At 51.2% G+C, this 12,317-nt stretch carries 10 protein-coding genes; 5 read left to right on the plus strand and 5 right to left on the minus strand.

Annotated elements, in window-relative coordinates; all coding sequences use genetic code 11:
- The first annotated feature begins 78 nt into the window (after positions 1 to 78).
- On the plus strand, positions 79 to 744 hold the full coding sequence (locus A0W33_RS05690) for a hypothetical protein (protein WP_068837262.1): 666 nt from the start codon (positions 79 to 81) through the stop codon (positions 742 to 744).
- Positions 745 to 1,037: 293 nt separating this feature from the next.
- Here A0W33_RS05690 and cysS read toward each other — a convergent pair whose 3' ends face one another.
- Positions 1,038 to 2,534 (minus strand): cysteine--tRNA ligase, encoded by a 1,497-nt coding sequence (gene cysS, locus A0W33_RS05695; RefSeq protein ID WP_068837263.1) that lies wholly within the window; start codon positions 2,532 to 2,534, stop codon positions 1,038 to 1,040.
- 107 nt (positions 2,535 to 2,641) lie between these two features.
- Positions 2,642 to 3,781, minus strand: a complete 1,140-nt coding sequence (locus tag A0W33_RS05700) for an endonuclease/exonuclease/phosphatase family protein (RefSeq protein ID WP_068837264.1) — start codon at positions 3,779 to 3,781, stop codon at positions 2,642 to 2,644.
- Between the two features lie 331 nt (positions 3,782 to 4,112).
- On the opposite strand from A0W33_RS05700, the gene A0W33_RS05705 reads away from it, so the two are divergent.
- The 3 genes from A0W33_RS05705 to infB all read left to right on the plus strand — a co-directional run bounded on the left by A0W33_RS05705 (position 4,113) and on the right by infB (position 9,097).
- Positions 4,113 to 4,586 (plus strand): ribosome maturation factor RimP, encoded by a 474-nt coding sequence (locus A0W33_RS05705; protein WP_229802219.1) that lies wholly within the window; start codon positions 4,113 to 4,115, stop codon positions 4,584 to 4,586.
- Between the two features lie 7 nt (positions 4,587 to 4,593).
- Positions 4,594 to 5,850: a transcription termination factor NusA gene (nusA, locus tag A0W33_RS05710; protein WP_068837265.1), complete on the plus strand. Its 1,257-nt coding sequence runs from the start codon at positions 4,594 to 4,596 to the stop codon at positions 5,848 to 5,850.
- Positions 5,851 to 5,983: 133 nt separating this feature from the next.
- Complete coding sequence (gene infB / locus A0W33_RS05715; protein WP_068837266.1) at positions 5,984 to 9,097, plus strand: translation initiation factor IF-2; 3,114 nt, start codon at positions 5,984 to 5,986, stop codon at positions 9,095 to 9,097.
- Positions 9,098 to 9,497: 400 nt separating this feature from the next.
- On the opposite strand, the gene A0W33_RS05720 is transcribed toward infB, so the two are convergent.
- From A0W33_RS05720 to mscL, 3 genes are all read right to left on the minus strand, one after another.
- Positions 9,498 to 9,836 carry a hypothetical protein gene (locus tag A0W33_RS05720; protein WP_068837267.1) on the minus strand — a complete coding sequence of 113 codons (339 nt, stop codon included), beginning with the start codon at positions 9,834 to 9,836 and terminating at the stop codon, positions 9,498 to 9,500.
- Positions 9,837 to 9,928: 92 nt separating this feature from the next.
- A complete protein-coding gene (locus tag A0W33_RS05725) occupies positions 9,929 to 10,870 on the minus strand; it encodes a DUF3078 domain-containing protein (protein WP_068837268.1) in 942 nt (313 codons plus the stop codon).
- A 16-nt stretch (positions 10,871 to 10,886) separates the two neighbouring features.
- Positions 10,887 to 11,336, minus strand: coding sequence for a large-conductance mechanosensitive channel protein MscL (gene mscL / locus A0W33_RS05730; RefSeq protein ID WP_068837269.1), 450 nt, complete (start codon positions 11,334 to 11,336; stop codon positions 10,887 to 10,889).
- A 177-nt stretch (positions 11,337 to 11,513) separates the two neighbouring features.
- On the opposite strand from mscL, the gene A0W33_RS05735 reads away from it, so the two are divergent.
- Entirely contained in the window at positions 11,514 to 12,296 is a 783-nt protein-coding gene (locus tag A0W33_RS05735) for an enoyl-CoA hydratase/isomerase family protein (RefSeq protein ID WP_068837270.1), read from the plus strand.
- Positions 12,297 to 12,317: the final 21 nt, after the last annotated feature.

A 12,317-nucleotide genomic window follows, 5' to 3' on the forward strand; every position in this document is an offset into this window, starting at 1 on the left:
AAGCGCCTAAAGGCTCCTTCTAAACCATTTGCCCGTGTTACAGTTAAATAAGTAAGACACCAGAAATCAATTGCAACTATGAAAACACGTAACAGAACATCAACCACCAGATTATTTTACCTTCTTGGCTGCCTGCTGATGGCAGCTGGCATTTACGGCTGCGTACCCTCCACACAAATAACAGGCACCTGGAAAAGCCCCCAGGCTACTGCCAAAACGTTCAACAACGTGGTAGTGGCCGCCATGACGGATGACGTGCAGGCGCGTCAGACCATTGAGAACCAGTTAGAGGAGCAGCTACAGGCGCGAGGCATCAAGGTAACCAAAAGTATAAACTTGTTCCCGCCAAGCACGATGCAAGGCACCGAGTCGCCTGCTGACATGATGCTGGACCGCATTACGAGCGACGGGTATGACGGCATTCTGACAGTGGCTGTGGTAGACCAGGAAACGGACACGCGCTATGTACCGGGTACCACGGCGTATGCACCGATATCGCGCTTTGGTTATTACAACACGTTCAGGGGGTACTATGGCTATATGTCGCCGACGTTGTACCGCCCGGGCTACTACACGAAGGAGAAAATATACTTCCTCGAAACCAACCTGTACGACACCAGCAACGAAAATCTGGTATGGTCTGCACAGTCTAAAAGCTACGACCCGGCCAGCCTGACTTCTTTCGCTGACACGTTCTCCGAAATAACCGTGAAGCAGATGGCGAAGGAAAACATCATCAACTAAGTATAGCAACAAGTATAAAAGAAAAGGCCTCCTGTAACTGGGAGGCCTTTTCTTTTATACTTGCAGTTTAGACATATTACTCGTTATAAAGCACCTGCAGTACAGTTTGCTCCTGCGCTTTCAGGACGTTTTTGCTGATAATGCCCACAGAATAGGTGTGGTGAAACATCCTAAGTAATCGCTCGGGTTCTGCTGGTTATAATTGAGCAACTTGCTTCGCTGGGCTTCATTTCCTCTTGGGGAACCGCAGCCGGAAAAAGAGGGCCGCAGAAAAGATTGCCGCCACCTTCAGGCTATTCCTCATACGCCCAGTCAATCCCGGTTTTCATGTCCTTTATCACGATGCCCTGCTTCTTCAGTTCGGCACGAATGGTGTCTACTTTATCGTACGCCTTCTGCTCCTTTGCTTCCCTGTAAAAGTTCAGCACCAGGTTCAGCACTTCCTCCATATCACCAACCGGCTCCTCTTGCAGGCCCAATACCTGCAGCACCAGTTCCTGGTAGGTGTCGCGAATGGTATCGAAAGTGCCGCGCGCCAGTTGCTCCATCGGTATCTGGCCCAAGTATAAACTGTTGATCTTTTTGAGCAGGTTGAACAGCGAGGCGATGGTGCGGGCCGTGTTCAAATCATCGTTCAGGCCACGGAAGCAGTCCTGCGTCAGTTTCAGCAGTTCCTCGTTCAGTTTTACATCGGGTTCAATCGTGGATGTATCGGCCGGGTACGTCAGCTTCTTGAGCACACGCAGACCGTTCATCAGCTTCGTGTAGCCTTTGCGTGCCGCCTGCAGCGCCTCGTTGCTGAAGTCGAGGGTGCTGCGGTAGTGCGCCTGAAGTATGAAGAAGCGGATGGTCATGGGGCTGTACGCCTGCTCCAGCATCTCGTGGTTGCCGCTGAACAGCTCGCTTAGGTTGATGAAGTTGCCCAGCGATTTGCCCATTTTCTGCCCGTTCACCGTGATCATATTGTTGTGGATCCAGTAGCGGGCGGCATCGGTGTGGCTGCTGCTAGCCTGGCTCTGCGCGATCTCGCACTCGTGGTGCGGAAACATCAGGTCCAACCCACCTCCGTGAATATCGAAAGTGGTTCCTAGGTACTTGCGGCTCATGGCCGAACACTCCAAATGCCAGCCCGGAAAGCCATCGCTCCACGGCGAGGGCCAGCGCATGATGTGCGACGGTGAGGCCTTCTTCCAGAGCGCAAAGTCAACCGGCGAACGCTTCTCCGCCTGCCCATCCAGCGTGCGGGTGTTGCCGATCAGGTCCTCAATGTTGCGGCCGGAGAGCTTGCCATAGTTGTTGTCCTTGTTGTATTTCTCCACATCAAAGTATACCGAACCGTTTACCTCGTAGGCAAAGCCGTTGTCCAGGATTTCCTGTATCATCTCCACCTGCTCTATTATATGGCCGGAGGCGCGGGGTTCGATGTCGGGCCGCAGCACGTTCAGTTTCTCCATCTCCTGGTGGTAGATGTTGGTGTAGTGGCTCACCACCTCCATCGGCTCCAGGTGCTCCAGTTTGGCCTTCTTCTGAATTTTATCCTCCCCTTCGTCCGCATCGTTCTCCAGGTGGCCCACATCGGTTACATTGCGCACGTAACGCACTTTATACCCTTGGTTCTTTAGGTAGCGGTACAGCACATCAAAGGTAACGGCGCTGCGGGCATGGCCCAGGTGGGGCTCGCCGTATACCGTTGGCCCGCAAACGTACATGCCCACAAAGGGAGCGTGCAGCGGTTCGAAGACTTCTTTTTTGCGCGAAAGTGTATTGTATAGGTTTAGTTCTTGTTGCATGTTTTACCAGGTATGAACACCGTAAAGGTGTTGCATTTGTAGATAGTCAGCCGCCCTTCGGGAGCTGCCATATTTGTTTCAAAGCTAAAGATATTGCCCTTTTTCTCCTAACGCTCTTCCCTTGCCTTAGGCTTCAGCACGTACGTGGCAGATACCGGAAAATGGTCAGACAAATCCATTTCGTAGTGCGTTTCAAAGTTATAGGCCTCCAGTCCTTCACTGTAGAACTGGTTGTCGATGCGCAGGAAAGGGAGTATGCCGTTGTATGTGCTTCCCAGTCCGCTACCGGCCTCCACAAAAGCATTATCCAGCTCTTCAGCCAGTTCGTTGTAAGTATAGCTGAAGGGAATATCGTTGAAATCGCCGCAAACAATAACCGGGTAGGGAGACGCCCTTACATGGTCCAGCAGCATCTGCACCTGTGTGGCCCGCGCTACAAACCCGCGCTTCAGGCGGCGCGCCAGGTTACGGCCTTCCTTCTTGAAACTCGCTTCATCACCAATCGCGGAGTAGGTGTTTTCTATATCTTCCGCTTTGATGCTCATAGACTGCAGGTGCACCGCAAAAATCCGCACCGTATCTCCCTCCACATCAATATCAGCCCAGGCTACTCGATTAGCGGTCCGCACAGGGGTGTTTGAAAAATGGATAGTACCTCCTTTTACAATAGGGTATTTAGAGAAAATAACGATGCCAAGGTTGGCTTTTATTCTGTCCGTTTCATCAGTGGAGGCGAATTTATACTTGTTGTAGCGCGTACCTATCTTATTAAAGTTGTTATGCTCAATGGAATTTACCCGGCTATAGAATTCTTGCAGGCAGAATACATCGGCAGGGTGGGTGGCTACCCATTCTATCATGTCATCAGAAACCTGTGGCACTCCTTCCGATATTTTATCATACGCATTGAACACATGCGTATTAAAGCTTAACACCTGCAATGTCTTTGCTCCCTTGGGCACTTCCTGCTCAAAGTTGATGGCGATGAGGCGGGCGTAGTAGCTCCACCCAAGTATAAGCACGGCAAACGGCAGCACCACAAGCCAGGAACGCCGTAGCGCCCAGTATATCAGGAAAAAGAAATTGAGCACCAGCGGCACCGGCATAGAGAAAGCCACAAAGCCTGCCGGCCAGAATTCGCTCGGCGGCACCTGCAGGCTGTACACGCCCGCTAACAGCCAAAGCACCACCACGATGTTGATGATGAGCCAAACGCGCCGCCGTATTTTTTTGAATGTTCCTGACACAAAAGCAAACTTACAAATTATGAGGCTATCTCTACCAACCCGCTGCCATAATATCTGCAACGCGGCACCCTAAAACGCACAGCAGTTCAGGTCGAACTATTAATTACAGGCTTTTGTTACAGCTTACAGCTTTTACAGGAGTGTATAGTTGTTTTAACACGTTGGCGCCGGCTCCAAAGTATCGCGGAAATTCAGGATGTAATAATTTAATAAAAGTCATGTAGACATAAAGAGTTGTGTATATAATGATTTTGTAGTAAATTTGCAGCAATATTTTTCCAAAGAGCTGAGGGGACAAGAAGTCCCCTTCTTTATTTCTTAACCGTTCGCTATGGAACTTACAGCAAAGAACATAAGAGAAATGGCGCAGGCGGGCCTGCCGGACAACGACCTGTTCATCGTGGACGTTTCCGTATCAGACTCACCGGCCAGACCTAAAATTATGGTATTGGCAGACGGAGAGCAGGGTATTACCATAGACCAGTGCGCCACCATCAGCCGCCGCATTAACAGACGGATTGAGGAGGAGTTTGGGCCGGACATGTCTTACGTGCTGGAGGTAAGCTCTCCGGGGGTTGATTTTCCGCTTACGCAGCCGCAACAGTTTAAACGCAACACCGGCCGCAGCCTGAAAGTAAAACTACAGGATGGCACCGAGAAAATCGGCAAGTTGGAGGAGGTAACCGAAGCGGGCCTTAACATGCTGGAGGAAGTAAAACAGAAAGGCAAGAAGGTAACGTACGTGCCTGTGCAGATACCCTTTGGGGACATTGTAAAAGCAAATGTTGTAATCTCTTTTAAATGATAAAATAATGAACAGTTCAATCCTGATCGAGTCGTTCGCCGAATTCGCGAAATTCAAGAACATAGACCGCCCGACCATGATGCGCATCCTGGAGGATGTGTTCCGCACCATGATCCGTAAAAAGTGGGCCACCGATGAGAATTTTGACATCATTCTGAACGTGGAGAAGGGTGACCTGGAGATCTGGCGTAACCGTGAAATCGTTGACGACAACTCTGAAGACATCTGGGACTACGATAAGATCAGCCTGTCAGACGCCCGTAAAATAGAGCCTGACTTTGAGGTGGGCGAGGAAGTGTCTGAGGAGGTGAAGCTGGAGGATTTCGGCCGCCGTGCGGTGCTTACCGCACGCCAGACGCTGATCCAGCGCATCAAGGATATGGAGAAGGAGTTGCTGTTCCAGAAGTATAAAGACCAGGTTGGCGAAATCATCTCTGGCGAAGTATACCAGGTATGGAACCGCGAAGTGTTGTTGCTGGACCAGGAAGAAAACGAACTGATCATCCCGAAAAGCGAGCAGATCCCGAAAGACCGCTACCGCAAAGGAGACCAGGTGCGTGCTGTGGTGCAGCGTGTGGAGATTGTAAACGGTAATCCGAAGATTATACTTTCCCGTACCTCCCCTTCTTTCCTGGAGCGCCTTTTCGAGAACGAAGTTCCTGAGATATTCGATGGCCTTATCGCCATCAAGAAAATTGTGCGTGAACCGGGCGAACGCGCCAAGGTTGCCGTAGAATCGTTTGATGACCGCATTGACCCGGTAGGTGCCTGTGTGGGCATGAAGGGTTCCCGTATCCACAGCATCGTGCGCGAGCTGGAGAATGAGAACATCGACGTGATCAACTACACCGAGAACCTGGAGCTTTACATACAGCGTGCCCTGAGCCCTGCAAAGATCAGTAGCATGAAAATTGACGAGGAAACAGGCCGTGTGTCTGTGTTCCTGAAGCCGGACCAGGTATCGCTTGCCATTGGTAAAGGCGGTCAGAACATTAAGTTGGCCAGTAAGTTGGTTGACCTGGAGATTGACGTGTTCCGTGAGTCTGAGACGTATGAAGAAGACATCAGCCTGGAAGAATTCACAGATGAGATCGAAGATTGGGTAATAGCAGAACTAAGACGCATTGGCCTCGACACAGCAAGAAGCGTAATGGCAGTAAGCAAAGAAGATTTGCTGCGCCGCACTGAGCTGGAAGAGGAAACCATTGACGATGTGCTTTCCATACTTCGTGAGGAGTTGGAAGAGGAAGAAGAAAATCAATAGTTGCGAATTGTGCGTTGTTGCGCTAATTTTGAATAGTATAAAGCAACGCACTCTCTCTAACCTAAATGGAAAGCTAATGATGTAGCAGCAACTATAATAATAGACAGAACTAAAGACAGCATATTAGAATAAAATGGCAGAAGAAAAAACAAGGAGGCTTAAACAGGTTGCGACAACTTTAAACATTGGTACTTCCACTATTGTGGATTACCTGTCTGCTAAAGGGGTTGAGGTGGAGAACAAACCTACCACCAAGATCACGGCAGATCAGTTCAATATGCTGGCTAAAGAATTTGCTTCCTCTATGCAAGAAAAGCAGGAGGCAGACGAGATACACATTGGCAAAAAGCCACAGAGTAACCAGGTTATTGAGTCGGAACCAGCGCATGAGCCCAAAAGGACAAGTGAGCCTGAGCAGGAAATCCTGATCAAGAACGCGAAAGCACCTGAGGCGGCGGCTCCCAAGCAAGAGGAGAAGCCTGTTGAGAAAATTTCATCCAGCTTACCAGGCATCAAAGTACTGGGCAAGATAGACCTGGATGCAAAAGGCAGACCTGTGCCGAAACCAGCCGAGCCGAAGGCGGAAGCTGCGCCACAGCCAACCCCAGAGCGCGCACCGGTGCCCCCACGGGAAGAGGAGAAACCAGCTCCGGCACCTGAGGCCAAGCAGCCAGAGGCCCCGAAAGCAGCGGAACAGCCTGCGCCTGCCCCTGCGGCAGAAACGCCTGCTGCGCCAAAAGCAGCTCCGGCACCCGAGCAACCTGTAGCCAAAGCACCTGAGGCACCTGCCAAGCCTCAGCAGCCGGAAGCACAGGCTTCTCAGCAGCCGGAGGCGGCGCCAGAAAAGCCAGCCGCACCAGCAACAACCGAAGCAAAAGCAACTCCACAGGAGCCTGCTGCAGAGAAGGCGCCACAGCAACCGGCCACTCCTGCAGCTGCAGAAGCAAAAGAAAGTACCGAAAATAAAGAGGATATAGAAAAGGTAACACCAAAAGCGAACCAGCTGAAAGGGCTTACTGTACTGGGCAAGATTGAATTGCCGGTAGAGTCGCGAAGGAAAGGCTCTAAGCCTGTCGCATCTTCTGACGACCGCAACAAGGGTAAGAAGAAGCGCAAACGTATTATAGTAGCCACCGAAGGTCAGCAGCCAGGTACCGGGCAGCCGGGACAAGGCAACCGCACGCCAGGCGCGGGCCCTCAGGGCAACCGTCCGGCTGGCAGTCGCCCGGTTGGACCACCGCCAGGCAGACCAGGCGGCGGAGGTGCCCCAGGCAATCGCCCAGGTGGCAGACCAGCCCCTCGGGGTACTGCGGCACGGCCTATCAAAGCCGAGGTTACAGACAAGCAGATACAGGAGCAGATCAAAGCCACGCTTGCCAAACTTAGTGGTGGCAAAGGCGGTGGCGGCGGCAACCGCTCCAAGTACAGACGCGAAAAGCGCTCAGCCATTGCTGATGCCACGGAAGAACGTAGAATGCAGGAGCAGGCAGAGTCTAAGACTCTGCGTGTAACGGAATTCGTATCGGCCAACGACCTTTCATCGCTGATGGATGTGAGCGTGAACGACGTGATCAAGGTGTGTATGCAGTTGGGCATGTTTGTTTCCATCAACCAGCGCCTCGATGCAGAAGCCATTACGGTGATTGCCGATGAGTTTGGCTACAATGTGGAATTCATCACCTCAGAAGATGAGCAGGCACTGGAGGATACTATAGCCGATGATGAGGCTGACCTGATAGAGCGCGCTCCGATCGTAACGATCATGGGACACGTTGACCACGGTAAAACTTCCCTGCTCGATTACATCCGAAACGCAAACGTGACTGCCGGTGAGGCCGGTGGTATCACCCAGCACATTGGCGCCTACAGTGTTAAAACTGAAGGAGGCCGTATGGTTACCTTCCTGGATACACCGGGTCACGAAGCCTTTACGGCCATGCGTGCCCGAGGTGCCAAGGTAACGGACGTTGTAATTATTGTGGTAGCGGCTGACGACTCGGTGATGCCTCAGACAAAAGAGGCCATCAACCATGCACAGGCAGCAGGCTCACCAATCATTATCGCTCTGAACAAGATCGATAAGCCGGGAGCCAACCCGGATAAGGTTCGTGAGGAACTGGCCCAGATGAACATTCTGGTAGAGGAATGGGGCGGAAAGTACCAGTCGCAGGAAGTATCGGCCAAAACTGGCCAAGGCATACCAGACTTGCTGGAGAAAGTATTGCTGGAGGCTGAATTACTTGAACTGAAAGCCAACCCGGATCGACAGGCGGTAGGAACTGTGATTGAGGCATCGCTTGACAAAGGCCGTGGTTATGTGGCTACTGTTCTGGTACAGACAGGTTCACTGAAAATCGGTGACGTAGTACTGGCCGGAGCGCATTACGGTAGAGTAAAAGCCATGACAGACCATCGTGGCAAGAAAATGAAGGAAGCAGGACCATCCACGCCGGTTCAGCTACTTGGCCTGGACGGCGCACCACAGGCTGGTGACAAGTTCCTGGTGATGGAGTCTGAGCGCGAGGCACGTGAGATCGCTTCAAACCGCTCTCAGGTACAGCGCGAGCAAAGCCTGCGCACACGCAAGCACATTACACTGGATGAGATCGGCCGTCGTTTGGCGATCGGTACGTTCAAGGAGCTTAACGTGATTGTGAAAGGTGACGTGGACGGTTCGGTGGAAGCACTTGCCGACTCCCTGCTGAAGCTGTCGACACCTGAAGTGCAGGTAAGCATCATCAGCAAAGGCGTGGGTGCCATCTCAGAATCCGACGTGTTGCTGGCCTCGGCCTCCGATGCGATCATTATCGGCTTCCAAGTGCGTCCGTCGCAGAACGCGCGTAAGTTGGCAGAGCAGGAGCAGATTGATGTGCGCCTGTACTCGATTATCTACGACGCGATCAATGAGGTGAAAGACGCCATGGAAGGCATGCTGGCCCCAACCCTGAAAGAGGAGATTACAGGTAACGTAGAAGTACGTGAGGTATTCAAGATCACGAAGGTGGGTACCATTGCAGGTTGTATGGTGACAGATGGCACGATCCAGCGTAACGCCAAAGTTCGTCTGGTACGCGATGGTATTGTAGTGCACGATGGCGAGATCCAGGCCCTGAAGCGTTTCAAAGACGACGTAGCCGAGGTAAGACAAGGGTACGAGTGCGGTATCAGCCTGAAGAATTACAACGACATCGAGATTGGTGACATTGTGGAAGCCTACATCGAGAAGGAAGTGAAGCGTACGCTGTAGAACGTAGCGTCAAGTATAAACAACAGAAATCCCCCGGTGGCCCAAAGCTGCCGGGGGATTTCTGTTGTTTATACTTGCAGGATCGTGTAATCTGAAGTTGCTCTTGCGGGGCTTCTTACACTAGTTGATTGGCCATACTTACATTTGAATATGGAAACTAAGTTGATTTAACAGGCCTTTTACGTCGTCATCCTGAAAGGATCTTGTGGGCGAACTAGAATAGCTTTAGTGGAGCGCATCTACCGCTCGCAACCAAAATTCTTTCAGGATGACAACATAGTATAAAGTAATTCTGACTTTATACTTAGCCGCGGCAAACATAGAATCTGGGGACAGCTGAAAAACGAACGGGCTGCCCTGGTGGGGCAGCCCGTTCGTTTTTTATGTGCTATATAATTGCCTACTGGAGTAGCCCCTGACGGCGCAGACGGCGCTTATCGCGCTTGCGCTTTTTGAGCATTTTCTCCTCCTTCTTCAGTATCTCCTTCATGCGCTTGCTGTTTGCAATTCTCCGCTTCTCAAAGCTCTTGCGTTCGCCGCCCTCGTAGGTATTGTAGCGAGTATCTAAACCCACGGCGCGCTGTCCAACAGCATTTGCGTTAGAACCTCGTGTTTCACCCTTGGCAGTCCCCCAATATTCATCTTTGGCAGCATCGCTGCTAAGAGATGATTGCGCATTGGCTTCCTGGGCGAAAAGTACAAATCCAAGAGAAAACAGCAGCAGAGTTAGTTTCTTCATAACGTATTGTGAATGTTCTATGTATACAACGCAAACACGCTCTAAAAGTATACATTTTTCTTACAACAAAAAGAACCTGTAGGAAATTCCTTCTATTTAAACTTGTACGAAATGCCTATTCCCAGGGTCTCCTTGAACTGCAAGCGAGGGCCTGTTCCATCTATCGCGCCGTCCCCGTTCCTGTCCACGTTAATGTTGATGTCATCATCGTAAATAGCGTGCAGGAACACACTTGCCGAGATTATTTCATTTACTTTAAAGTTCACCTGGTTCTCCCAGTTCACATCCACATTCTTCGCCTTGCGCAGGTAATTGGTAAATAAATCCAGCTTTGATTGCAACGTGATATTTTTAAAGATCTCATTGTTATAGCGCACATTCACATACCCACCGAACTCTCTTCGGAAATTTTCTCCGGTTCCCGAAATGATATTTCCCTCTATGTCCCTATCGGCAGGCTCCACACCAAAAGATCCCCTGTCAGCAAGCTCCTCGTTTTGCACAATCGTGAACTTACCTGTTAAGGGAGATATGAACACAGACAACTTGTCGTTTGGTTTATAGTCCATACCCAGGGAGGTCAGGATGTAGGCCGGAGAGAAAAAATTCGACAGCAGCGTATCGCGTGTAACGGAGTAGGTTGGTGTGAGCTGAGTCTTTAAATTAACTTGCGCCGTATAGTACCACTTCTCCGAAGCCTGGTAGCCATACTTCAGGTTCAGCTCTACCTTATCGTCGCTTTTCTGCATACGTCCTCCTTCCAGCTTCACCAGGCCATAGGTAAAGTCGAGCGAGTTGTTCCAGGTATTCCTGCCCTTGCGGTAATCTGCGCGCGCACCGGCAACACTAAGCACCGAAAGCGAGTTCTGTCCGCCGGCTGCCCAATTCGACAAGCTTACCTGGCTGAAGTTAAGGGTGCCGATACCACTGATATTCCAGCCCGACAGGGTATCCGGGGGAGCCTGAGCAGAGGCAGCAGTCACAGAAAAAAGGGCAAGTATAAAAATGAATGTTCGGGTAAAAGTAGAATGCATAGCTATGGAAAACTGGTTAAACAACTTTGTCTTGCGGGCTTGAAGCGGCATCCGGGTGCTCTCCTTTCAACAAATCGCGAATTTCAGCGAGCAGCACTTCTTGTTTGTTCGCAGGGGCCGCAGGCTTGGCCGCTTCTTTTTCGCGCAACCTGTTCACACCGCGCACCAGCATAAAAATGGCAAAGGCGATGATAATAAAATTGAGGACCACCTGCAGAAAGTTGCCGTAGTTGATGGTAACAGCCGGTTCTATTACCTCCCCGTTCTCTACCACCGCCTCCTGCAGCACCAGCTGTAGTGAGGTAAAGTTGATGCCGTCGATCAGAAGTCCGATGGGCGGCATGATGATGTCATCGACGAGGGACTTGGTGATGGCGCCAAAAGCCGCACCAATAACCACACCGATTGCCAGATCAAGGACGTTGCCCTTGACGGCAAACTTTTTAAACTCTGAGAAAAAACCCATAAAATGTATACTTTAGGATGACAAAAATACACGGCTCTCACACAACCGGCCTACAGGCACCTGCCTCCCACTCCGCGTTCCACTGCACTGCGGCCAAAGGCCCGGCTGTTTAAGGATTGAACTAATTCCTTATATTTGTGACAAAGAAAACGATTTAAAACCAGAGTTGACAAACCTATGGCAACATACGATAATCTTCTGCTAGACCTGCAAAACGGTATCTTAACGATCACCGTTAACCGTGCAGACAAGCTAAATGCCTTGAACATAGACACGATAAGTGAAATTCGGAAAGCCATTCAGTACGTATATGACACGCCCGAAATAAAGGGAGTTATACTGACGGGTGCCGGCCAGAAGGCATTTGTGGCAGGCGCTGACATTGCTGAGATAGGCGAGCTGAGCGAAGTGAACGCCCGCAGCTTTGCAGAGCGCGGCCAGGAAGTGTTCGCTATGATAGAGCGCAGCAACAAGCCTGTGATAGCCGCAGTAAACGGTTTTGCCCTGGGTGGCGGCTGTGAACTGGCGATGGCCTGTCACCTGCGCGTGGCCTCAGAAAACGCACGCTTCGGCCAGCCAGAGGTAAACCTAGGACTACTGCCCGGCTACGGCGGCACACAGCGCCTGACGCAGCTCATTGGCAAAGGCAAAGCCATGGAACTGATGCTAACGGCTGACATGATTACGGCTCAGGAGGCCTTGCAGCTAGGGTTGGCGAACCATGTAGTGCCGCAGGAGCAGCTGTTGGCAAAGGCGACAGAAATACTGCAGAAGATCATGAGCAAGGCGCCACTGGCCATTGGCCTGGTGATTGAGTGCGTGAATGCCGTGTTCAACAAAGATGAGAACGGTTACCAGACAGAGGCCAACGCCTTTGCCCGCTGCTGCGCCTCCGATGACTTTGTAGAGGGAACGAGCGCCTTTGTTGAGAAACGCAAAGCCAACTTCATAGGCAACTAAGTATAAACATCTCCCCCCGAC

It is taken from the genome of Pontibacter akesuensis, from assembly GCF_001611675.1.
GTDB lineage: Bacteria > Bacteroidota > Bacteroidia > Cytophagales > Hymenobacteraceae > Pontibacter > Pontibacter akesuensis.

Coding starts and splice junctions, on each gene's coding strand:
- A0W33_RS05690 (WP_068837262.1), top strand. CDS start 79: ATGAAAACACGTAACAGAACATCAACCACCAGATTATTTTACCTTCTT.
- cysS (WP_068837263.1), bottom strand. CDS start 2,534: ATGCAACAAGAACTAAACCTATACAATACACTTTCGCGCAAAAAAGAA.
- A0W33_RS05705 (WP_229802219.1), top strand. CDS start 4,113: ATGGAACTTACAGCAAAGAACATAAGAGAAATGGCGCAGGCGGGCCTG.
- nusA (WP_068837265.1), top strand. CDS start 4,594: ATGAACAGTTCAATCCTGATCGAGTCGTTCGCCGAATTCGCGAAATTC.
- infB (WP_068837266.1), top strand. CDS start 5,984: ATGGCAGAAGAAAAAACAAGGAGGCTTAAACAGGTTGCGACAACTTTA.
- A0W33_RS05720 (WP_068837267.1), bottom strand. CDS start 9,836: ATGAAGAAACTAACTCTGCTGCTGTTTTCTCTTGGATTTGTACTTTTC.
- A0W33_RS05725 (WP_068837268.1), bottom strand. CDS start 10,870: ATGCATTCTACTTTTACCCGAACATTCATTTTTATACTTGCCCTTTTT.
- mscL (WP_068837269.1), bottom strand. CDS start 11,336: ATGGGTTTTTTCTCAGAGTTTAAAAAGTTTGCCGTCAAGGGCAACGTC.
- A0W33_RS05735 (WP_068837270.1), top strand. CDS start 11,514: ATGGCAACATACGATAATCTTCTGCTAGACCTGCAAAACGGTATCTTA.